General features: G+C 68.9%; 23 protein-coding genes. 14 read left to right on the top strand and 9 right to left on the bottom strand.

Annotated features, from left to right (window positions below):
- The first annotated feature begins 23 nt into the window (after positions 1-23).
- From NH287_RS03600 to NH287_RS03585, 4 genes are read left to right on the top strand one after another with little or no spacing between them, the layout of a single operon-like run.
- Complete coding sequence (locus NH287_RS03600; protein ID WP_253034493.1) at positions 24-1,139, top strand: hypothetical protein; 1,116 nt, start codon at positions 24-26, stop codon at positions 1,137-1,139.
- Between the two features lie 20 nt (positions 1,140-1,159).
- Positions 1,160-2,461 (top strand): histidinol dehydrogenase, encoded by a 1,302-nt coding sequence (gene hisD / locus NH287_RS03595; protein ID WP_253034492.1) that lies wholly within the window; start codon positions 1,160-1,162, stop codon positions 2,459-2,461.
- 13 nt (positions 2,462-2,474) lie between these two features.
- Positions 2,475-2,948 (top strand): transcriptional regulator NrdR, encoded by a 474-nt coding sequence (nrdR, locus tag NH287_RS03590; protein ID WP_064002325.1) that lies wholly within the window; start codon positions 2,475-2,477, stop codon positions 2,946-2,948.
- A gap of 37 nt (positions 2,949-2,985) precedes the next feature.
- Complete coding sequence (locus NH287_RS03585; RefSeq protein ID WP_253034491.1) at positions 2,986-4,005, top strand: quinone-dependent dihydroorotate dehydrogenase; 1,020 nt, start codon at positions 2,986-2,988, stop codon at positions 4,003-4,005.
- Between the two features lie 69 nt (positions 4,006-4,074).
- Here the strand turns inward: NH287_RS03585 and NH287_RS03580 are convergent, their stop codons facing one another.
- Positions 4,075-4,635, bottom strand: coding sequence for a DUF3043 domain-containing protein (locus NH287_RS03580; protein WP_253034490.1), 561 nt, complete (start codon positions 4,633-4,635; stop codon positions 4,075-4,077).
- A 52-nt stretch (positions 4,636-4,687) separates the two neighbouring features.
- On the opposite strand from NH287_RS03580, the gene NH287_RS03575 reads away from it, so the two are divergent.
- The 6 genes from NH287_RS03575 (at position 4,688) to NH287_RS03550 (ending at position 10,555) form a co-directional block, all read left to right on the top strand.
- Positions 4,688-6,079, top strand: a complete 1,392-nt coding sequence (locus tag NH287_RS03575; RefSeq protein ID WP_253034489.1) for a dipeptidase — start codon at positions 4,688-4,690, stop codon at positions 6,077-6,079.
- A 115-nt stretch (positions 6,080-6,194) separates the two neighbouring features.
- Entirely contained in the window at positions 6,195-6,560 is a 366-nt protein-coding gene (erpA, locus tag NH287_RS03570) for an iron-sulfur cluster insertion protein ErpA (RefSeq protein WP_064002321.1), read from the top strand.
- A gap of 114 nt (positions 6,561-6,674) precedes the next feature.
- Positions 6,675-7,574: a cytochrome c oxidase subunit II gene (gene coxB / locus NH287_RS03565; protein ID WP_253034488.1), complete on the top strand. Its 900-nt coding sequence runs from the start codon at positions 6,675-6,677 to the stop codon at positions 7,572-7,574.
- Positions 7,574-9,316, top strand: a complete 1,743-nt coding sequence (gene ctaD / locus NH287_RS03560) for a cytochrome c oxidase subunit I (RefSeq protein ID WP_217531298.1) — start codon at positions 7,574-7,576, stop codon at positions 9,314-9,316. Before coxB ends, ctaD begins: the two co-directional genes overlap by 1 nt.
- Positions 9,317-9,751 (top strand): cytochrome c oxidase subunit 4, encoded by a 435-nt coding sequence (locus NH287_RS03555; RefSeq protein ID WP_253034487.1) that lies wholly within the window; start codon positions 9,317-9,319, stop codon positions 9,749-9,751. It abuts the gene before it with no gap.
- Between the two features lie 6 nt (positions 9,752-9,757).
- Positions 9,758-10,555: a PP2C family serine/threonine-protein phosphatase gene (locus NH287_RS03550; RefSeq protein WP_217531300.1), complete on the top strand. Its 798-nt coding sequence runs from the start codon at positions 9,758-9,760 to the stop codon at positions 10,553-10,555.
- A gap of 18 nt (positions 10,556-10,573) precedes the next feature.
- Here the strand turns inward: NH287_RS03550 and NH287_RS03545 are convergent, their stop codons facing one another.
- The 5 genes from NH287_RS03545 to NH287_RS03525 form a co-directional block, all read right to left on the bottom strand.
- Entirely contained in the window at positions 10,574-10,999 is a 426-nt protein-coding gene (locus NH287_RS03545) for a rhodanese-like domain-containing protein (RefSeq protein ID WP_217531301.1), read from the bottom strand.
- A gap of 78 nt (positions 11,000-11,077) precedes the next feature.
- Entirely contained in the window at positions 11,078-12,865 is a 1,788-nt protein-coding gene (locus NH287_RS03540) for a cytochrome bc complex cytochrome b subunit (RefSeq protein ID WP_217531339.1), read from the bottom strand.
- Positions 12,866-12,897: 32 nt separating this feature from the next.
- Entirely contained in the window at positions 12,898-13,974 is a 1,077-nt protein-coding gene (locus NH287_RS03535) for a ubiquinol-cytochrome c reductase iron-sulfur subunit (RefSeq protein ID WP_253034486.1), read from the bottom strand.
- Between the two features lie 40 nt (positions 13,975-14,014).
- Positions 14,015-14,812, bottom strand: a complete 798-nt coding sequence (locus NH287_RS03530; protein ID WP_253034485.1) for a cytochrome c — start codon at positions 14,810-14,812, stop codon at positions 14,015-14,017.
- A gap of 24 nt (positions 14,813-14,836) precedes the next feature.
- Positions 14,837-15,481: a heme-copper oxidase subunit III gene (locus NH287_RS03525; RefSeq protein ID WP_217531304.1), complete on the bottom strand. Its 645-nt coding sequence runs from the start codon at positions 15,479-15,481 to the stop codon at positions 14,837-14,839.
- A gap of 122 nt (positions 15,482-15,603) precedes the next feature.
- Here NH287_RS03525 and trpD point away from each other — a divergent pair, with 122 nt between their 5' ends.
- Complete coding sequence (gene trpD / locus NH287_RS03520) at positions 15,604-16,656, top strand: anthranilate phosphoribosyltransferase (RefSeq protein ID WP_253034484.1); 1,053 nt, start codon at positions 15,604-15,606, stop codon at positions 16,654-16,656.
- Between the two features lie 7 nt (positions 16,657-16,663).
- Positions 16,664-17,656 carry a PHP domain-containing protein gene (locus NH287_RS03515; RefSeq protein WP_217531306.1) on the top strand — a complete coding sequence of 331 codons (993 nt, stop codon included), beginning with the start codon at positions 16,664-16,666 and terminating at the stop codon, positions 17,654-17,656.
- A 1-nt stretch (position 17,657) separates the two neighbouring features.
- Here the strand turns inward: NH287_RS03515 and NH287_RS03510 are convergent, their stop codons facing one another.
- Genes NH287_RS03510 through NH287_RS03500 form a run of 3 tightly spaced genes read right to left on the bottom strand, consistent with a single transcriptional unit; the run spans position 17,658 to position 20,027 of the window.
- Positions 17,658-18,575, bottom strand: coding sequence for a 5'-3' exonuclease (locus NH287_RS03510; protein WP_253034483.1), 918 nt, complete (start codon positions 18,573-18,575; stop codon positions 17,658-17,660).
- 16 nt (positions 18,576-18,591) lie between these two features.
- Positions 18,592-19,482 carry a hypothetical protein gene (locus tag NH287_RS03505; protein WP_253034482.1) on the bottom strand — a complete coding sequence of 297 codons (891 nt, stop codon included), beginning with the start codon at positions 19,480-19,482 and terminating at the stop codon, positions 18,592-18,594.
- 11 nt (positions 19,483-19,493) lie between these two features.
- Positions 19,494-20,027, bottom strand: coding sequence for a hypothetical protein (locus tag NH287_RS03500; RefSeq protein ID WP_253034481.1), 534 nt, complete (start codon positions 20,025-20,027; stop codon positions 19,494-19,496).
- 91 nt (positions 20,028-20,118) lie between these two features.
- Here NH287_RS03500 and NH287_RS03495 point away from each other — a divergent pair, with 91 nt between their 5' ends.
- The gene (locus tag NH287_RS03495; RefSeq protein ID WP_253034480.1) at positions 20,119-20,538 is read left to right on the top strand and encodes a YchJ family protein; all 420 of its coding nucleotides are present in this window, start codon (positions 20,119-20,121) and stop codon (positions 20,536-20,538) included.
- A 148-nt stretch (positions 20,539-20,686) separates the two neighbouring features.
- Positions 20,687-22,138 carry a 30S ribosomal protein S1 gene (gene rpsA, locus NH287_RS03490; protein ID WP_064002307.1) on the top strand — a complete coding sequence of 484 codons (1,452 nt, stop codon included), beginning with the start codon at positions 20,687-20,689 and terminating at the stop codon, positions 22,136-22,138.
- The last annotated feature ends 36 nt before the right edge of the window (positions 22,139-22,174 follow it).

Raw genomic sequence — 22,174 nt, 5'->3', positions numbered from 1 at the left:
CGGCGCTGTGCGGAAGGAGCATCGTGACCGACCAGAAGCCGACCCCCGAAACGCCCGACGAGACGGGGGGCACCGTCGAGGACCTCGACATCACCGTCGTCCGGGAGCCCGAGACCGCGGTGTACGACGCGTCCCGCGTCGACAGTGAGACCGAGGCGTACGACTTCGAGGGGGATGCGGCGTCCTCCGCGCCGGCCGCAGCCGACGCGCCGGCAGCCGAGGCATCCGCCCCCGTGGACGACGCCCCGGCCGCCGCGGCGGCTCCTGCGCCGTACGTCGACACCACCCCCGCCGATGTCGACCAGGCTCCCGAGGCGGGCCACGTTCCGCCGCAGTACGGGATCGGCCCGTTCTCGCTGCGCGAGGTGTCGCTGCTGGGCGTCTGGGTGCTCGCCTTCCTCTTCTCGTTCTTCCCGCTCTACAGCGACGGCCCGTACACGCAGCTCCTCGGCGGCGGGAACGTCTGGGGCTCGGGCATCGACTGGATCCTCGCCATCGGCGTGCCGACGGTCGCGGTGTTCCTCATCGTCCTGCGTCGCTTCTCGCCCACAGGCATCCGCCGGGTCGGTTCCCTGGGTATCGACCAGTTCGCCTCCGTCGCCTTCTCGGTCTCGGCGGTGCTCTGGCTCAGCTGGCTCTGGATCAACATCGCCCGCGGCGCCGCGACGGGTGTCTGGCTGAGCAGCTGGGTCGTCTGGGTCGAGGTGATCCTGATGGCGGCGGGTGTCGCCCTCACGGTCATCGCCCCCTTCATCCCGCCGTTCCACGAGGACTTCCTGCACCGCAGCGAGACGGTCTCGCACCGCGTCGCCCGCGGTGCCCGCCCGGTCGTCGCCCGTCCGATCTCGGACGCCCGCTTCACGATGGCGGCGCCGTCGGTCGACCCCGACCCGGCACCGCTCGGCGACCCGATCGACGACGACGAGCCGGCACCGGCTCCGGCCTCGGCGCAGCAGGCGTTCTGGGCGCTCGCACCCGTCGAACGGGACGTCGTCGACGAGAACGGCGCGCCCCTGTTCCGCATCGGCCCGACCGCCTGGGCCCTCGTCATCGAGGACCGCGGCGACTCGTTCGTCGTGCGCCACGAGGACGGTCGGATCGGCTACCTCACCGACGTCTCGGGCGTCACCCGGGGCTGACGCGCCGGTACCCTGGAGGGATGCTTCGCACGATCGACCTCCGGGGTCGCGCCGTCACTCCGGCTGACCTCCTCGCTGCCGTCCCCCGGGCCACCGCTGCCCGCGACGAGGCGCTGGCGACGGCGGCCGCCGTCGTCGCGGACGTCGCGGCGCGGGGGGAGGCGTCGCTGCGCGAACAGGCCGCCCGCTTCGACGGCGTGGAGGGTCACGACGTCCGCGTCCCGGCCGCGCACCTCGAGGAGGCGCTCGACGCCCTCGACCCGGCGATCCGTCGGGCGCTCGAGAACGCCATCGACCGGGTCCGGCGCGCCTCGGCCGCGCAGGTCCCGGCGCCCGTCGTGACGGACATCGGCCCCGGTGCCCGCGTCGAGCAGCACTGGCGACCCGTGCGGCGGGCCGGTGTCTACGTCCCCGGCGGCAAGGCGGTCTACCCGTCGAGCGTCGTGATGAACGTCGTCCCCGCGCAGGTGGCCGGCGTCGCACAGGTCGCCCTCGCCTCGCCGCCGCAGCGCGACCACGGCGGCCGGGTGCACCCCGTCATCCTCGCCGCGGCTCGTCTGCTTGGCATCACCGAGGTGTACGCGATGGGCGGCGCGGGGGCGATCGGCGCCTACGCCCACGGTGTCCCGGCCCTCGGTCTCGACCCGGTCGACGTCATCTCGGGCCCTGGCAACAACTTCGTCGCGCTGGCGAAGCGCGTCGTGGCGGGCATGGTCGGCACGGACTCCGAAGCTGGCGCGACCGAGATCCTCATCGTCGCGGACGAGTCAGCGGATGCCCGGCTGGTGGCCGCCGACCTCGTGAGCCAGGCCGAGCACGACGAGCAGGCGGCGGCCGTCCTCGTCACCGACTCGCAGGCGCTCTCGGAGGCGGTCGTGGTCCAGGTCGAGAAGCGCGCAGCCGCGACGCACCACGCCGCCCGCGTCGCGCAAGCGTTGTCGGGGCCGCAGTCCGCCGTCGTGCTCGTCGACGACATCGCCACGGCGACGGCGTTCAGCAACGCCTACGCTCCCGAGCACCTCGAGCTGCACCTGCGCGACCCGCGCCCTGAGGAGTACGTCAACGCCGGTGCCGTGTTCGTCGGCGCGTGGACCCCGGTGAGCCTCGGCGACTACCTCGCCGGCAGCAATCACGTGCTGCCCACGGGAGGTCAGGCGCGCTATGCGTCGGGACTGTCGGCATCCACTTTCCTGCGTCCGCAGCAGGTGATCGTGTACGACCGTGACGCACTGAAGGCGGTCCACGACGACATCGTCACGCTCGCGAACGCCGAGGTCCTGCCCGCGCACGGTGAAGCCGTCACGGCGCGCTTCGACGCGTAGGCTGGATGCCGCCATGCACTGCCCGTTCTGCCGTCACTCCGATTCCCGTGTCATCGACTCCCGCACGAGCGACGACGGGCTCAGCATCCGTCGCCGTCGTCAGTGCCCCGAGTGCGGCGGTCGGTTCTCGACGATCGAGACGGCGAGCCTGAACGTCATCAAGCGGTCCGGCGTGATCGAGTCGTTCAGTCGCGAGAAGGTCATGTCGGGCGTCCGCAAGGCGTGTCAGGGCCGTCCCGTCACCGAGGCGGATCTCGCGATGCTGGCCCAGGCCGTCGAGGAGGCGGTCCGTCAGACCGGTGTCTCGCAGATCGACACGAACGAGATCGGACTCGCGATCCTCGGGCCCCTGCGCGAGCTCGATGAGATCGCCTACCTGCGGTTCGCGAGCGTCTACCAGGCGTTCGAGACCCTCGACGACTTCGACGAGGCGATCGCGCTGCTGCGGGCGGATCACGCGCAGCGGGCCCAGCGCGAAGAGGTCTGATCACGGGGGTGCGCCCCTCGCCCTAGGCTGGGAGCCGATGTACCGACTCCTCTTCGACCTCGTCCTCCGCCGCCTGGACCCCGAGACGGCCCACCACCTCGGGATGGTCGTCATCCGTGTCGCCGCGGTGCCGCCGTTCTCGTGGATCGCCCGCGCCCTCACCCGCCCGGCCCCGCAGCTGCGCACCGAGGCCCTCGGTCTCGTCTTCGACTCGCCCTTCGGCGTCGCCGCCGGCTTCGACAAGAACGCCATCGGAGCGCTCGGCCTGCACGCGCTGGGATTCGGCCACATCGAGGTGGGCACGGTCACCGCGATCCCGCAGGACGGCAACCCGAAGCCGCGGCTGTTCCGGCTGCCCGCCGATCGTGCGCTGATCAACCGTATGGGGTTCAACAACGAGGGCGCGGCCGTCGTGGCGGGCCGCCTCGCGCGCATGCGCCGTCGCACGAAGCGTCCGGTGCTCGGCGCGAACATCGGCAAGTCGCGCGTCGTGGCCGTCGCCGACGCGACGGCCGATTACGTCGCCAGCACGCGCCTCGTCGCCCCGGTCGCCGACTACCTCGTCGTGAACGTGTCGTCCCCGAACACGCCCGGGCTCCGCGGCCTGCAGGCCGTCGAGACGCTCCGTCCGCTGCTGTCAGCGGTGAAGGATGCCGCCGGCGGCACCCCGCTCCTCGTGAAGATCGCCCCCGACCTCACCGACGACGAGATCGACGGCATCTCGGCCCTCGCCGTCGACACGGGGCTGGCGGGCATCGTCGCGACCAACACGACGATCGCCCGGACGGGCCTCACGACGGATGCCGCACGTGTCGAGGCCATGGGCGCCGGCGGGCTCTCCGGCGCGCCGTTGCACGAGCGTTCGCTCGAGGTGCTCCGCCGGGTCCGTGCCGCCGTCCCCGCCGACTTCTGCGTCATCGCCGCCGGGGGAGTGGAGACCGCGGCCGACGTCCGCGAGCGGCTCGCGGCCGGTGCCGACCTGGTGCAGGGCTACAGCGCGTTCGTGTACCGCGGCCCCCTCTGGGCGCGCGAGATCAACCGCGGCCTGGTGCGCTGAGCTTCGGCATCCGCCCCGCACGAGAACGGGCCCGCACCTCTCGGTGCGGGCCCGTTGCGGATCTCGGACTCAGCTCGGGTACTCGCCGCGCTTGACCTGGGGCTTGGGCAGACGCATGAACCGCATCTGCACCGAGCGCATCGCCGCGTACCAGCCGAGGCCCTTCTCGCGGCGGTCGCCCCACTTCGCGGCGGCGAGCTTCTTGACCTTGCGCGAGAGCATGATCATGTCGGCGACGACGAAGAGGAGGTAGGCCCAGAGGCCGATGTAGGCGTAGAAGACGACGGCGGTGTTCGGGACCAGGGCGAAGAGGATGACGATCACCAGCAGCGGCATGACGAGCTCGCCGAAGTGCCAGCCGGCATCCGTGTAGTCGCGGGCGAACCGCCGCTGCGGCCCGCGGTCGCGGGGCGTGAGGTGACGCTCGTCGCCGTTGGCCATGCCGATCCGGGCCTTTTCGCGCTGGGCGGCGAGCTCGGCCTTGGCGCGGGCGCGCGCCTCCTTCGTGTTCGCGACGAGGGGCCGCTTGCGCGCCGCTTCCTGCTCGGCGCGCGTGGGCGTCGGGCGGTTCTTCCCCGCGCCGGTGGGGGCGTCGGGGGCGGTGTCGGCGGGGGGCGGTGTCTTTGCCACGGGGCGGTTCCTCGGAATCGGCGAAAAAGGCGTGCGACATAAGATTACCCGCATGACTTCCGACACCACCCGGTCCACTGCGGTGCGCGAAGCGGCCCTCACCCAGGTGCCCGCCGCCCTCGCCGACCTGGGCTCGCTCGTCCGCATCCCCTCGATCGCGTTCCCCGGGTTCGACCGGGCCGAGGTGCAGCGCAGCGCCGAGGCCGTGAAGACGCTCGTCGAGGGCCTCGGCATCTTCGAACGCGTCGAGATCGCGACCGCCGTCGTCCCCGAGACGGGGGAGGAGGGGATGCCGGCGGTGCTGGCGACGCGCCCCGCCCGCAACGGTCGCCCGACGATCCTCCTCTACGCCCACCACGACGTGCAGCCCGTCGGGGACGAGTCCCTGTGGGAGTCGCCGCCCTTCGAGCCGACCCTGCGCGACGGCCGGATCTACGGTCGCGGCGCGGCCGACGACAAGGCCGGCATCATGGCCCACATCGGGGCGTTGCGCGCGCTCGTCGACGCCGTGGGCACGGACTTCGACCTCGGCGTCAACCTCTTCTTCGAGGGGGAGGAGGAGGCGGGGTCGGCATCCTTCGCCCAGTTCCTCAGCGACAACGCGGATGCGCTCCGCGCCGACGTGATCGTCGTCGCCGATTCCGGCAACTGGGATTCCGAGACGCCCGCCCTGACGGTGTCGCTGCGCGGCAATGCCCGCTTCACCCTCGACATCGAGACGCTCGAGCACGCTTCCCACTCGGGCATGTTCGGTGGCGCCGTGCCTGACGCGATGCTCGCGGCGGTCACCCTTCTCGCGACCCTCTGGGACGAGGACGGTGCCGTCGCGGTCGCCGGACTGGAATCCCGGGTTGCCGCCACCCCGCCGTACTCGGAGGAGACCCTCCGCAGCGAGGCGGGCCTTCCCGAGGGGGTGTCGCCGATCGGGCGCGACGAGATCCTCAGCCGCATCTGGAACAAGCCGTCGATCACGATCACCGGCATCGACGCCCCGAGCGTCCGGAACGCGTCCAACACGCTGACACCGAAGGTCTCGGTCGTGATCAGCACCCGGGTCGCCCCGGGGCAGGCCGCCGCCGACGCGTTCGCCGCGATCGAGGCGCACCTCCGCAGCCATGCGCCGTTCGGGGCGCGGCTGACCTTCCGCGACGTCGATTTCGGCGACCCGTTCCTCGTCGACACGTCCGGCCCCGCCGTCGAAGCGGCGCGCGCCGCCCTCGAGAGCGGGTACGGCCGCACTCCGGTCGACATCGGCGTGGGAGGGTCGATCCCCTTCATCGCCGACCTCGTGCGGGAGTTCCCGGGGGCCGAGATCCTCGTGACCGGTGTCGAGGACCCGCACGCCCGGGCCCACAGCCCCAACGAGTCGCTGCACGTCGAGACGTTCCGCAACGCCCTGGTGACCGAGGCGCTGCTGCTCGCCTCGCTCGACGCCTCCGACTGAACGGCGGCACGATCACCCGCGTCGCCGGGCCGAGAGGCGCACCGGGACGTAGAATCGAGAGAACACGCCGCCCCCGTTCCTCAAGAGCACTGGCGGCCCGACCATGGGGAGAGTCATGACCGACATCGCCACGCAGTCCACCGAGACCGTTCCCGCCCACGGCGTCGCCCTCACCGAGGCCGCTGCCGAGAAGGTGAAGAGCCTGCTGTCGCAGGAGAACCGTGACGACCTCCGGCTCCGCGTCGCCGTCCAGCCGGGCGGTTGCTCGGGTCTGATCTATCAGCTGTACTTCGACGAGCGCTATCTCGACGGCGACAAGACGGTCGACTTCGACGGCGTCGAGGTCATCGTCGACGACATGTCGGTGCCCTACCTCGACGGCGCGAAGATCGATTTCAAGGACACGATCTCAGAGCAGGGCTTCACGATCGACAACCCCAACGCCGCCGGCAGCTGCGCCTGCGGCGACAGCTTCCACTGATCCATCCCGGGTCGCCTCCATCGGTCCCGGCATCCTGAGCGGATGGCCGGAACTCCGTAAGAGGTTGCCCTAGACTGGCATGAGTATGACCTTCATGTCCCCGAAAGGTGCACCGTGCGCGTCAACCGCCGACTCCGTTGGGTAGCTCTCCCGCTCACGATCGCCTCCGCGGTCGCGCTGGCGGGCTGCAGCCCCACGACAGCGAACGGCTTCCTCCCCGGCTTCGATGAGGAGGGCGGCCAGGCGACGAACCGCACGTCGATGATCGCCGGCCTCTGGACCACGTCGTGGATCGTCGTCCTCGCCGTCGGCGTCATCACCTGGGCCCTCATGGGCTGGGCCGCGATCGCCTACCGGCGCCGCAAGGGCCAGTCAGGGCTGCCGGTGCAGCTGCGCTACAACATGCCGATCGAGATGTTCTTCACGATCGCGCCGGTCATCCTGGTGCTCGGCTTCTTCGCGTTCACCGCCCGCGACCAGACGATCATCGAGAAACAGCACGAGACCCCCGATGTCTGCATCACCGCGATCGGCAAGCAATGGGCCTGGGACTTCCAGTACAACGGCTCCGACTGCAACGACACCGAAGAGTCCGTCTGGACCATGGGTGTCCAGGCGCAGACCGACGCCCAGGGCAACATCACCAACGAGCTCCCCGAGCTGGTGCTGCCGGTCGACAAGAAGGTGACGCTGCAGCTCGAGTCGCGCGACATCATCCACTCGTTCTGGATCGTGGACTTCCTCTACAAGAAGGACATGATCCCGGGCCGTGACAACTACTGGTCGTTCGTCCCCACCAAGGAGGGCGAGTACGTCGGCAAGTGCGCCGAGCTCTGCGGCCAGTACCACTCGATGATGCTCTTCAACGTGAAGGTCGTCTCCGAGTCCGAATACCAGTCGTACATCGCGTCGCTCGAGGCCAAGGGCCAGACCGGCGACATCGATGACGTCCTTGACCGTCAGCAGAACGCACCGGGCACCGGCGCACCTGCCGCCGAGGGAGAGAACAACTGATGGCCACCATCACGCCTCCGGCACAGACCCTTCCCCCTCGCCAGGCGGCGCTGCTGAGCCGCTCGCGCGTCGAGCACAAGGGCAACATCGTGGTGAAGTGGATCACCTCCACCGACCACAAGACCATCGGGTACATGTACCTGATCGCGTCGGTCCTGTTCTTCATGCTCGGCGGCGTGATGGCGCTGATCATCCGCGCCGAGCTCTTCGAGCCGGGCATGCAGGTGGTGCCGACGAAGGAGCAGTACAACCAGCTGTTCACGATGCACGGCACCATCATGCTGCTCATGTTCGCGACGCCGCTGTTCGCCGGTTTCGCCAACGCGCTGCTGCCGCTGCAGATCGGAGCGCCCGACGTCGCGTTCCCGCGTCTGAACGCCTTCGCCTTCTGGCTCTTCACGTTCGGCTCGACCATCGCCGTCGCCGGCTTCCTCACCCCGCAGGGTGCCGCCGCGTTCGGGTGGTTCGCGTACCAGCCGCTGGCGAGCGAGAGCTTCAGCCCGGGTGCCGGTGGTGACCTCTGGATGCTGGGCCTCGGCATGAGCGGTTTCGGCACGATCCTCGGTGGTGTCAACTTCATCACCACGATCATGACGATGCGTGCGCCCGGTATGACGATGTGGCGCATGCCGATCTTCAGCTGGAACACGCTGATCACCAGCATCCTGATCCTGATGGCCTTCCCGGTTCTGGCGGCGGCGATCTTCGCTGCGGCGGCCGACCGCATCCTCGGCGCCCACATCTACGACCCGGCCAACGGTGGCGTCCTCCTCTGGCAGCACCTGTTCTGGTTCTTCGGGCACCCCGAGGTGTACATCATCGCGCTGCCGTTCTTCGGCATCGTGTCGGAGATCTTCCCGGTCTTCAGTCGCAAGCCGATCTTCGGCTACAAGACGCTCGTCTACGCGACGATCGCGATCGCCGCGCTGTCGGTCTCGGTCTGGGCTCACCACATGTACGTCACGGGTGCCGTCCTGCTGCCGTTCTTCGCGCTCATGACGATGCTCATCGCGGTCCCGACGGGTGTGAAGATCTTCAACTGGATCGGCACGATGTGGCGTGGATCCATCACCTTCGAAACGCCGATGGTGTTCGCCCTGGGCTTCCTCGTAACGTTCGTCTTCGGTGGTCTGACCGGCGTCATCCTGTCCTCGCCGCCGCTGGACTTCGCCGTCTCCGACTCGTACTTCGTCGTGGCGCACTTCCACTACGTCGTCTTCGGAACCGTCGTCTTCGCGATGTTCGCGGGCTTCTACTTCTGGTGGCCCAAATGGACGGGCAAGATGCTGAACGAGCGTCTGGGTCTCGTGCACTTCTGGCTGCTGTTCATCGGCTTCCACATGACGTTCCTCATCCAGCACTGGCTGGGCGCGGACGGCATGCCGCGACGCTACGCCGACTACGCCATGCAGGACGGCTGGACCTGGCAGAACCAGGTGTCGACGATCGGCTCCATGATCCTCGCCGCCTCGATGGTGCCGTTCCTCCTGAACGTCTGGATCACGGCACGCACCGCGCCGCGCGTCACGGTCAACGACCCGTGGGGCTACGGCGGTTCGCTCGAGTGGGCGACCAGCTGCCCGCCGCCGCGCCACAACTTCACGTCGATCCCGCGCATCCGCAGCGAGCGGCCCGCATTCGACCTGAACCACCCCGAAGCCGGCATCCCCGTCGGTGTGGGTCCTGCCAAGGACGCGCCCGACGCCCCGGTGGTCGAGCTGACGAACGGTGAGGTCAAGTAAGTGAAGACGAACGTCAACCTCTGGTGGATCCTGACCGCGTTCTTCGGCCTCGTCGCCGTCGTCTACGTGGTGTGGAACATCATCGCCCACCCGCAGCTGCCGGTCTTCAACCGGATCGAGTGGGTCGGGTCCGTGGCACTCGTCTTCGTGATGGCCATGGCTGCGATGATCGCGTTCTACACGAGCCGCGTCGAGAAGGCCCAGGGCGGCGTCCTCCCCGAGGACTCCCTCACGGCCGACATCGACGACGGCGACCCCGAGATTGGCGAGTTCTCGCCGTGGTCGTGGTGGCCGCTCGTGCTCGCCGGCTCGGCGGCCGTGGCCTTCATCGGTCTCGCCGTCGGTGAGTTCATGATCCCGATCGGTTTCGCCATCTTCGTCGTCGCCATCGTCGGGTGGGTCTACGAGTACTACCGGGGCTACTTCGCCCGCTGAGTCTCCATGCGCATCCATGCGGGCGTCTTCTCCGACGTCGGAGGCTACCGGGACGTCAACCAGGACGCCGCTTTCGCCTCGCCGTTCGCCGCAGCTGTGGCGGACGGCGTCGGCGGTGGTCCCTCCGGTGATCTCGCGTCGGCCGCGATCATCCACAAGCTGATCACGCTGCGCGGCGCTCTTCCCAGCGCCGAAGACCTCATCGGCCGGGTCAAGGCCGCCAACTGGGACATCGGTGCTCACATCCGCCGCGACGCCGCCCTCGCGGGTATGGCGAGCACACTGACCGGCGTCTGGCTCACGGGGGACGGCGGACTCGTCGTCGCCCACACGGGGGACTCCCGCGCCTATCTCCTGCGGGACCGTGAGCTGGCACGGCAGACGCGTGACGACTCCTTCGTGCAGGCGTTGGTCGACCGCGGACTCATCCGTCCCGAGGATGCCTGGACGCATCCGCGCCGCAACATCATCACGGCCTCGCTGGGCGGCAACGAGGAGGACGTGATCCGGGTCGAGACGCGCGACGTGCGCATCGGCGACCGCTGGTTCCTCTGCAGCGACGGCGTCACCGACTACGTCCCCGAGGATGCCCTCGCCGAGATCGTGGGTGGCGTCGCCGATCCCGTCGCGGCGTCGCGGATGATCGTCGAGCTCGCGCTGCAGGCGGCCTCACGCGACAACGTCACCGCGGTCGTGTGCGACGTGATCGACGGCGTGCCCGACATCGCCGCCGTCCCCGTCATCGCCGGCGCGGCAGCTTCCCGGTGGACCGAGGTCATCGAGGCCGGTCTGGCGAGCGCCTGAACGCTCCCACAGGGGCGCTCAGGAGTCGGATCGGACCGGCATGACGAGCGGATCGAAGATGCGGGGGAGTGAGCCGGATGCGGCGTCCACCGGCATCCCTTCCCGTGCCCAGTACTCGTAGCCGCCGATCATCTCGCGGACGCTGTAGCCGAGCTGCGCGAACTCCACGGCGCCACGGGCGCCGCCGTTGCAGCCGGGACTCCAGCAGTACACGACGACGGGGGTGTCCGCGGGAATCTCTTGCGGCGCGCGGGCCGCGATCTCGCGGTGGGGCATGTGCAGCGCGCCTCGTGCGTGTCCCTGGTCCCAGGCCTCCTGGTTGCGCACATCGACGAGGACGAAGTGCTCGCCGGCCTTCTGCGCCGCGTAGACGTCGCTGGGGTCCGTTTCGTGGTGGAGCTTCGTCCGGAAGTAGGTGAGTGCGTCGACGGGGGAGGTGGTCATGTCTCGACGCTACGGGAACAGAGAAGCGGCGGGGCCTGACCTTTCGGTCAGACCCCGCCGCAATCCTGCCAGAGAGGATCAGCTCTTCGCGCCGTCGTCCTTCTTCCGCGGAGCGTCGTCGACCACGATGATGTTCGACGGGCGGTTCGCGGTCTCCGGGTTGTGACCGTCGTCGATCGGGTGCAGCGGCGCGTCGGGGACACCGGCGCGCTCGTGGGCACCGCGGATCTCCTCCTGCTCCTCGTGCTCGATGTGCTCGAGTGCGTGGTGCTGGTGGGCGATCGCGGCATCCAGCTCGGTCTGCGTGACCGGCGACAGACGGTCCTCGAAGAACCAGCGCGACAGCGAGGCGCGGACGTTCTGGTGCCACGGGATCCGGCCGTTGTCGTTCGGACGGACGACCAGGGGCTCGTGCACCTCGAAGTCGATCAGCTTCACGCGCTCGTACGCGTCGACGGGCTGGTGGACCTCGATGTACTCGCCGCCGGGAAGGCGGACGATGCGACCCGACTCGTACCCGTGCAGGGCGATCTCGCGGTCCTTCTTCTGGAGCGCGATCGCGATCCGCTTCGTCACGAAGTAGCCGACGATCGGGCCGATGAACAGCAGCGCCTGGAGGGAGTGGATGACCCCCTCCATCGTCAGCGAGAAGTGCGTGGCGATGATGTCCGAGGAGGCGGCGGCCCACAGAACGGCGTAGAAGATGACGCCGGCGACGCCGATGGCCGTGCGGGTCGGCGCGTGGCGGGGACGCTGCGCGATGTGGTGCTCGCGCTTGTCACCCGTGACCCACGCCTCGATGAAGGGGTACACCGCGACGAGCACGATGAACAGGCCCAGCACCGCGACCGGCAGCAGGATGCCGAACGAGAAGGTGCGGTCGAACAGGACGAGGTCCAGGTTCGAGGGCGCGAGACGGAGCGCGCCGTCCGCGAAGCCGATGTACCAGTCGGGCTGGGTGCCGGCCGAGACGGGGGACGGGTCGTACGGGCCGTAGTTCCAGATCGGGTTGATCGTGAACATCGAGGCGATGAGGACGAGCACACCGAACGTGATGAACAGGAAGCCGCCCATCTTCGACATGTAGATCGGGACCATCGGGTAGCCCACGACGTTGTCGTTCGTGCGGCCGGGGCCGGCGAACTGCGTGTGCTTGTTGATGATCATCAGCATGAGGTGCGCGGCGATGAGCGCGATGAGGATCAGCGGCAGCAGCAGGATGTGCAGCGTGTACAGACGACCGACGATCGCCATGCCCGGGAACTCGCCGCCGAAGAGCAGATACGAGGTCCAGGTGCCGATCAGCGGCAGACCCTTGATCATGCCGTCGATGATGCGGAGGCCGTTGCCCGAGAGCAGGTCGTCGGGGAGCGAGTAACCGGTGAAGCCGAGTGCCATGGCGAGGATGAACAGGACGAACCCGATCACCCAGTTGAGCTCACGCGGCTTGCGGAACGCGCCGGTGAAGAACACGCGCAGCATGTGCACGCCGATCGCGGCGATGAACAGCAGCGCCGCCCAGTGGTGAAGCTGCCGCACGAGGAGACCGCCACGGAGGTCGAACGAAATGTTCAGCGTCGACTCGAGGGCAGCCGACATCTCGATGCCACGCAGCGGTACGTATGCGCCGTTGTAGTGCGTGGGCGCCATCGACGCCTCGAAGAAGAACGTCAGGAACGAGCCCGACAGGAAGACGACGACGAAGCTCCAGAGGGCGATCTCACCGAGCATGAACGACCAGTGGTCGGGGAAGATCTTGCGCCCGATCTCCTTGACGAGACCGGAGATGCTCGTTCGCTCGTCGAGGTAGTTGGCCGTGGCGCCGATGAAGCGGCCGCCGAGCGGCTTCTCCGCCGGCTTGGCCACCGCTGTGGTAGACGAGGATTCAGTCACGGTGCTCAACGACGCTCCCAGAAACTCGGCCCGACGGGCTCTTCGAAGTCGCTCTTGGCGATGAGATATCCGTCTGCGTCGACCGTGATGGGCAGCTGGGGGAGCGGGCGGGCGGCGGGTCCGAAGATGACCTCGGCGCCGCGCGACACGTCGAACTGCGACTGGTGGCAGGGGCAGAGCAGATGGTGGGTCTGCTGCTCGTACAGCGCGACGGGGCATCCGACGTGCGTGCAGACCTTCGAGTACGCCACGATCCCGTCGTAGGACCAGTCGAGGCGGTTGTACTCGGCGGGCAGCTGCTCGGGGAGCAGCCGCATGAGGAGGACGATGGCCTTGGCCTTCTCCTCGAGGTATCCATCCAGGTGGTCGACGTCCTTGAGGGACTCCGGGATGACGTGCACGGCGGAGCCGAGCGCGACGTCGGCGGCGCGGATGGGGAGGCCGGACGGGTCGTGCGCCAGGCGCTCACCCTCCTTCCACATCGTGTGCTTCAGCAGCGCGACGGGGTCACCGGCGAGCGGGTTCTCCTCGGATGCGTGGGGAGCGAGGCCGCGGAACAGCGTCACACCCGGGACGATCGAGGCGACCAGGGCGGCGATGAGACCACCGCGGATGGCGGTGCGACGGCCGAAGCCGGATTCCTCGTTGGCCTCACGGAAGACGTCGACGGCCGCTTCGCGGGTGGACTCTTTGCCGCGGGTCGGGTGGCGCTGCTCGATGTGCTCCTTGTCGGGCATGATCGCCTTCGACCAGTGGATCGCAGCGATGCCGATGGTGAGGAGGGCGAACCCGATCCCGAGTCCGATGAACAGGTTGTTCGCGCGGATGTCGCCGAAGGCGCCGCTCTCGATCGGGAACAGCATGTACGCGGCCACCGCCCAGAGGCTGGCGGCGAGCGAGATGTAGAACAGTGTGTAGACGGTGCGGACCGCGCGGGCCATCGCCGCCGGGTCCTTATCGGTCATCCGCTCGCGGTGCGGCGGCAGACCCGGGTTCTGCACGGGGTCGGCGACCGCGACGACGAGACCCGACGAAGGCTGAGGAGCCTTCTCGAGCGCCTGCGGCTCTTCCTCGTGTGACATTCTGCTCCTCGTCCGTGAAATTCTGTGCGTCAGTGGTGGGTCAGTTGGACTTCGCGGTGATCCACACCGAGATGCCGATCAGCGTGCCGATGCCGAAGATCCAGATGAACAGGCCTTCGGAGACCGGTCCGAGCGAACCGAGCGTGAACCCACCGACGGGTTCGCTCTTCTGCAGGTACATCAGGGACGAGATGATGTCGCGCTTCTCGTCGGGCGTGATGGTCATGTCGTTGAAGACGGGCATGTTCTGCGGGCCCGTGACCATCGCCGCGTAGATGTGCAGCGGGCTGGTCTCGGTGAGCGCGGGAGCGTACTTGCCCTCGGTCAGAGCACCACCGGCGGCGGCGACGTTGTGGCACATCGCGCAGTTGATGCGGAAGAGCTCGGCGCCCTGGGTCAGGTTGCCCTCGCCGTCGAGGGTGCGCTCGTCGGGGTAGGTGGGTCCGGGGGCGACGGACTGCACCCAGGCGGCCATCGCCTTGATCTGGTCCTCGGTGAACTGCGGCGACTTCTTCGGTGCCTGCGGACCCTGGTTCTGCAGGGGCATACGGCCGGTCGCGACCTGGAACTCGACGGACAGCTCCCCGACGCCGTAGAGCGAGGGGCCGTCGGGCGTGCCTTGGAGGTTGAGGCCGTGGCAGGTCGCGCAGTTCGCCTGGAACAGCTTCTTGCCGTCCTCGACGGTGAGCGTGGACGTCTCGGTCGACGTCGTCGACGCCATGGCGGCGGACGCACCGGCGTAGATGCCACCCGTGAGCAGCAGGCCGACGCCGATCAGAGCGGCGGCCGCCCACTTGCTGCGACGGCCCGTCTGCCGACGCGGGGTCTTGGATGCCATTGAGGAACTCAGCTCCGCTCTGTGTTACCGGATGAAGTAGATGACGGCGAAGAGGATGATCCACACGACGTCGACGAAGTGCCAGTAGTACGACACGACGATCGCGGAGGTCATCTCCTTGCGGCCGAAGTTCTTGACGGCGAAGGCGCGCCCGATGATGAGCAGGAAGGCGATGAGGCCACCCGTCACGTGCAGGGCGTGGAAGCCGGTCGTCAGGTAGAAGGCCGACGCGTAGGAGTCGGCGCTGATGGGCATGCCCTCGGCGATCAGGGTGGCGTACTCCCACACCTGACCCGAGACGAAGACCGCACCCATGATGAAGGTCACGTAGAACCACTCGACCATGCCCCACTGGCGGAAGTTCCAGAGGGATCCGCGACGGTAGGGCTGGAAGCGCTCGGCCGCGAAGACACCGGCCTGCGCCGTGAACGACGACAGCACCAGGATGAGGGTGTTCACCGCGGCGAACGGGATGTTCAGCAGGTCGGTGCGGGCAGCCCACAGCTCCGGCGAGGTGTTGCGGATCGTGAAGTAGATGGCGAAGAGGCCGGCGAAGAACATGACCTCGCTGCCGAGCCACACGATCGTGCCGACGGCCACCGGGTCCGGTCGTTTCACCGAACGCAGTGCCTGGTTGTATTTCGCGGGAGTGGTCGTCACGCTCCCCATTATGGCCGATGTTGGGGGAGGGTTTCGCATTCCTGAAGGTACTCGTCCCTTTCTCCGGCATCGGATCGCGTGATGCACGGGCCGCGAGTCGGCTGACAGAGTGCTGAGTAGGATCGGGAGGCATGGCGGACATGTACTCCTGGCCCGAAATCCTCACCTCGGTGCTCTCCGGTCAGGACCTCAGCGTGTCCGAGTCGACCTGGGCGATGCGCCAGGTGATGCAGGGCGCGGCGACCCCGTCGCAGCTCGCGGCGTTCCTCGTCGCGCTGCGCGCCAAGGGTGAGACCGTCGACGAGGTCGTCGGCTTCCGCGACGCCATCCTCGAGGCGGCCGTCCCCCTCCCGGTGCCGGCCGAGGTGCTCGACATCGTCGGCACCGGCGGCGATCGTTACGGGACCGTGAACGTCTCGACGACCGCATCGGTGGTCGTGGCGGCCACCGGCATCCCCGTCGTCAAGCACGGCAACCGCGCCGCGAGCTCGAAGTCGGGATCGTCGGACGTGCTGGCGGCCCTCGGTGTCGACCTGATGAATCCGCCCGAACGGGTCGCCGCGGTGCTCGACGAGGTGGGGATCACGTTCGCGTTCGCGTCCGCGTTCCACCCCGGGTTCCGCCATGCCGGTCCCACGCGCGCCGAGCTCGGCATCCCGACCGTCTTCAACTTCCTCGGACCGCTTTGCAATCCGGCGCGTGCCGAGGCCAACGCCGTGGGGGTTGCGCACCTGGACCGTGTGCCGCTCATCACCGGGGTCTTCCGAACGCGCGGTGCGACGGCGCTCGTCTTCCGCGGCGACGACGGCATGGACGAACTCACCACCACCGGGCACAGCCGGGTGTGGGAGATCAGCCGGGGCGACGTCCGCGAGCATGACCTCGATCCGCGTGATCTCGGGATCCCGCGGGCGGAGATCGCCGACCTCCTCGGGGGCGACGCCCCGCACAACGCCGAGGTGGTCCGTCGCGTGCTGCAGGGCGAGTCCGGTCCGGTGCGCGACATCGTGCTGCTCAACGCCGCCGCCGGGATCGTTTCGTACCGACTGTTCCGGGATGCGGGCGAGCTCCAGCGACCCTTTGTCGAGCGCCTCGCCGAGGCCCACGCCGAGGCGGCGGCGGCGGTCGACTCGGGTGCGGCCGCAGCCAAGCTCGACGCGTGGGTCGCGGCATCCGGGCGCTGAGGCCGACATGGACCCGGTCGAGGCGCTGACGGAGATCGCGGAGCTCCTGGAGCGTGATCGCGCCTCGCGGTACAAGTCGAAGGCGTTCCGCGCCGCCGCGAAGACCCTGGCGGAGTTGAGCGCGGACGAGCGGACCGACCTCCGTGGGATCCGTGCTCGGAAGGGCATCGGCGACTCCACCTTCGCCGTGATCAGCGAGGCGGTCTCGGGCCGCGTCCCCACGTATCTGGCGGATCTCCGGGAGCGCGTGGCGCCGCCACAGGCATCCGCTCTGCGGTCGCAGCTGCGCGGCGACCTGCATGCGCACTCCGAATGGTCGGACGGGCTGACGTCCATCGACCTCATGGTGGAGGCGGCCAGGGCGCTCGGTCACGAATACCTCGCGCTCACGGACCACTCGCCGCGGCTGCGCGTCGCGCGGGGCCTGTCCGCGGAGCGGCTGCGCGAGCAACTGGCGCTCCTCCCGGGGTTCTGCGACGCAGATTTCACTCTCCTCAGCGGCATCGAGGTCGACATCCTCGACGACGGCTCGCTCGACCAGGAGGACGGGCTGCTCCGATCCCTCGACATCGTCGTCGCATCGGCGCATTCGGCGCTACGGATGGAGCGCGGTCCGATGACGCGGCGGCTGGTGGCCGCGGCATCCGATCCGCGTGTCGACGTGCTGGGTCACGTGACGGGGCGGCTCGTCTCGGGATCACGCGGCACGCGTCCGCCGTCCGTGTTCGACGCGCGGGCGGTCTTCGAGGCCTGCGCCGCGCACGGCACCGCCGTGGAGATCAATTCCCGGCCCGAGCGCGAGGACCCGCCGGACGATCTGCTCGCCCTCGCGATCGAGGTGGGATGCCTGTTCTCGATCGACTCGGATGCGCACGCGCCCGGTCAGCTGTCGCTGCTCGATCACGGCGCGGTCCGTGCGGAACGCGCGGGTGTGCCCCCGGAACGCATCATCACCACATGGCCGCTGGCGCGGCTGCGGGAGTGGAAGGCGTCGCGCTGAGTCAGGCCCGCGCGGACAGCGCCGACGCGGCGCGCGTGGCGGAGGATCCGAGCGACCACGCTTCCGCGAGGCGTGCGACGGCCGCCTCGTCGGGAGCGGTGATGCGGGTGTCGACCGCGGGGAGGTCGAGGGTGCGGACGACCTCGACGACGCGGGGCGCGACGTCGAGGTAGTCGGCCGCGGCGAGGATCTTGTTCCGCACGCCGGCGCTCATCCCCTCGCCGGCTTCGGCTGCCCGCCTGATGCCGGCGAGGTCGCCGTGGGCGGCGAGGAGCGTCGCGGCCGTCTTCTCGCCGACACCCGCGACCCCGGGGAGGCCGTCGGACGCATCGCCGCGCATCGCGGCGAAGTCCGCGTACTGCGTCGGAAGGATGCCGTACTTGCTGACGATGACGGCATCCGTCAGTTCTTCGAGCTTGCTCATCCCGCGCCCGGTGTAGACGACGCGGACGCCGCGGGCGTCGTCGACGAGTTGGAAGAGGTCGCGGTCGCCCGTGACGACGTCGACGGGGATGTCACTGGTCGAGGCGAGCGTGCCGATGACGTCGTCGGCCTCGTGGTCGGGTGCGCCGATGATCGGGATGCCGAGGGTGCCGAGTGCCTCACGGATCACCGGCACCTGGATCTCGAGGGGATCGGGGACCTCCTCGACGTCCGGCGCGGACTCCACCTCCTGCGCGACGCGGTGGGCCTTGTACGACGGGATCAGGTCGACGCGCCACTGCGGACGCCAGTCGTCGTCCCAGCAGGCGACGAGGTGCGTCGGCTCGGAGGTGCTGACGAGCTTGGCGATCATGTCGAGGAATCCGCGCGCGGCGTTGACGGGGCGTCCATCGGGCGCCTTCACCGTGTCGGGCACGCCGTAGAAGGCGCGGAAGTAGAGGCTGGCGGAGTCGAGCAGCATGAGGCGTCCGGTCACGCGCTCATCCTCGCATTCAGCAGCCGGGACCGCCGGGGTCTTCGTCGCAGGTCTGCTCGACGAGGGCCGTGTCGACGTCCACGACGCGGATGACGGTCGCGGCGGTGTCGATCTCGAGGATCCCGGGGACAGCGAACCAGCCTCCGCCGGCGTCGGCTTCGGCGACGTAGCGGATCGTCGCGCGGGCCTCGTATTCACCGGGCTCGGCGTAGCTGTGGCTCGTGTCGGTGGCGGTGAACTGCGGGACGTCGAGGTCCTGCCAGGACGTCCCGGGGGTCGTCGTCTCGCGGGTGGCGCCGTCGCCGTAGTCGAAGAGGAAGGACACCGGTGTGAATCGGACGGTCACGGGGACGTCGAAGATCTCACCGTCGACGGTGTGCTCCGTGGCGCCGACGACGAAGTTCGTGGGCATACCGACGACGCCGAACCCGTCGGGCTCGCCGACGACCCGCGGGGGTGCCGGCGCGAACTGCGCCACGTCGTCGATCGTGGCGGTCGTCGGGTCGGGTGCGGCGGGGGCCGGCGCCGGCTCGGCGGGCTCCTGATCGGCCTGCTCGGCGCCCGGAAGGGGCGCGCTGCCGGGCGCCGTGATCGGAGCCGAGCAGGCGAGATCGAAGGCGCAGTCCGCCAGCCACTGGTCGCGTGTGCGGCCGCCGGGGTAGTACGCGTTCGGGTCGCGCGGCGGGGGCGGGGCGAGGATCGGGGCGCTGCCACCGCCGCCGTTGTCGTTGGTGTTGCGCGAGGGGGCGCGGGGTGTGTTGGCTTCCGTGCGGGTGGCTTCGATCGATACCGAGGAGCCCCGATTGGTTGCCGAACAGCTTCCGCCGGACCAGCGATCGGAACTGCCACACCCGCCAGCCGCGGAAGCGGGGGAGGTCGCGCCGAAGATAGCGGCGACGACCAACATGAGGCAGATTGCTACTCGTCGCATTTACTGCCGTCCACACCATCGCCGATCGACGCCAGCTTGGATTCTCCGTCGGGAGTCCGCTCGACGGTTGCTGTCTCAGCTCGGAGATCTGGTCGATCCTCCTGGACGAGGCTGTTGCCGTCGGGGTCCTTGAGTTCAACCGCCGACACATCTAGGCAAATCGCCAAGCGCGTCTCAGTGGACTCATGGTCGAGCGGGGTGATGCTGACGATCTTGGTCGCGCCGGAAACCACGGCTCCGTCCGCATGAAGCTGGGAGAAGGACTTCCGGTCGATGTCGTTCAACTCCCCAGTTGTTATAGCGAAGACCGGCTCGAAGGTCGCGGGGTCGCTGAGGTCGACCTGGTTCAGGGCGTCGACGTATGCACGGTAGGTCGCTTCGGCGGCGGCGAACGCCTCTTCTTCCGACGCGAACCCGGTCGGCGTGGGGGAGGGCGTCGGGGCGGAGGTGGGAGCGCACGCGGTGAGAGCGGCGGCGAGCGCGGTCGCCGCGAGCAGCGCTGCAGAACGTCGAGCGGTCATGCGACCACGGTAGTGACCGTGTGCTCTCACCCGGTCGGTTCTCCACAGCGCGTAGGCTCGCTGGCGTCATCCACGGGGTGGGGAGGGGAACATGTCGTTCGGAGCCGCGGCATCCGCTCATCGAGGGCGTCGACCCGCGCCGGACTCGCTCTGCCCCTGCGGCCGACGGGCGTTCGGCTCGTGCTGCGGGCCCGTCCTCGCCGGCGTTCCCGCCGAGACGCCCGAGGACCTCATGCGGTCGCGGTACACGGCGTTCGCCGTGGGAGACGCCCGGCATCTGGCCGACACCTGGTTCCCCGCGACACGTCCGGACGAGGTGTCGGTGGATGCCGCGACCACCTGGCTCGGGCTGGAGGTCCTGCGTTCCGAGACGTCCGCCGACGGCCGATCCGGGCGGGTGAGCTTCCGAGCGCGATGGTCCGACGGCGACACCGGGGATCAGGGCGTCCTCGAGGAGGACAGCCGGTTCGTGCGGCGCGCGGGGCGCTGGTACTACGCGGACGCTCTCTGATACCCTGGAGTGTCACACGCGTGGCCCTTGTGCCGCGCCCGCGTGACATCGCACGAACCAACCACCCTGCCGCGATCGGCTGCCGCACGTCCTCGTGCGGACTGGCTCCGTGGCCCGAACACAACACCATCCAAGGACAACCCCCTACATGACTAACGCAACGACCGCCCCGGCCACCAAGCAGGTCGCCATCAACGACATCGGATCTGCTGAGGACTTCCTGGCCGCGGTCGAGAAGACCCTGAAGTTCTTCAACGACGGAGACCTGATCGAAGGCACCGTCGTGAAGATCGACCGCGACGAGGTCCTCCTCGACGTCGGCTACAAGACCGAGGGCGTCATCCCCTCGCGTGAGCTCTCGATCAAGCACGACGTCGACCCCAACGAGGTCGTCAACGTCGGCGACCAGGTCGAGGCCCTCGTCCTCCAGAAGGAGGACAAGGAAGGCCGCCTGATCCTCTCCAAGAAGCGCGCACAGTACGAGCGTGCCTGGGGAGACGTCGAGAAGATCAAGGAGAACGACGGTGTCGTCACCGGCTCCGTCATCGAGGTCGTCAAGGGTGGTCTCATCGTCGACATCGGCCTCCGCGGCTTCCTCCCGGCGTCGCTCATCGAGCTGCGTCGCGTTCGCGACCTGACGCCGTACCTCGGCCAGGAGATCGAGGCCAAGATCCTCGAGCTCGACAAGAACCGCAACAACGTCGTCCTCTCGCGCCGCGCCCTGCTCGAGCAGACGCAGTCCGAGTCGCGTTCGAACTTCCTCAACAACCTCCACAAGGGCCAGGTCCGCAAGGGCACCGTCTCGTCGATCGTCAACTTCGGTGCGTTCGTCGACCTCGGTGGCGTCGACGGTCTCGTCCACGTCTCGGAGCTCTCGTGGAAGCACATCGAGCACGCATCCGAGGTCGTCGAGGTCGGCCAGGAGGTCACCGTCGAGATCCTCGAGGTCGACCTCGACCGCGAGCGCGTCTCCCTGTCGCTGAAGGCGACGCAGGAGGACCCGTGGCAGGTCTTCGCCCGCACCCACGCGATCGGTCAGGTCGCGCCGGGCAAGGTCACCAAGCTCGTTCCGTTCGGTGCGTTCGTCCGCGTCGCCGACGGCATCGAGGGCCTCGTGCACATCTCCGAGCTGTCGGGCAAGCACGTCGAGCTCGCCGAGCAGGTCGTCTCCGTCGGTGAAGAGGTCTTCGTCAAGATCATCGACATCGACCTCGAGCGTCGCCGCATCTCGCTGTCGCTGAAGCAGGCCAACGAGTCGGTCGACCCCAACGGCACCGAGTTCGATCCGGCTCTGTACGGCATGGTCACCGAGTACGACGAGAACGGCGAGTACAAGTACCCCGAGGGCTTCGACCCCGAGACCAACCAGTGGAAGGAAGGCTTCGACGAGGCCCGCCTCGCCTGGGAGGCCGAGTACGCCGCTGCTCAGGGTCGCTGGGAGGCTCACAAGGCCGCCGTCGCCAAGGCCCTCGAGGCCGAGGCCGCCGCTCCCGCCGACTCGGGTTCGTCGTCCTTCTCGTCCGAGGTCTCGAGCGGTGCCGGCACCCTCGCCGACGACGAGGCGCTGGCTGCTCTCCGCGAGAAGCTGTCCGGTCGCTGATCGACACCACCACGACCGAGGGGTCGGAGCCTTGTG

This window comes from Microbacterium sp. CnD16-F, from assembly GCF_024124465.1.
Classification (GTDB): Bacteria; Actinomycetota; Actinomycetes; order Actinomycetales; family Microbacteriaceae; genus Microbacterium; species Microbacterium gawkjiense.
This window is presented reverse-complemented; position numbering and strand designations above follow the sequence as displayed.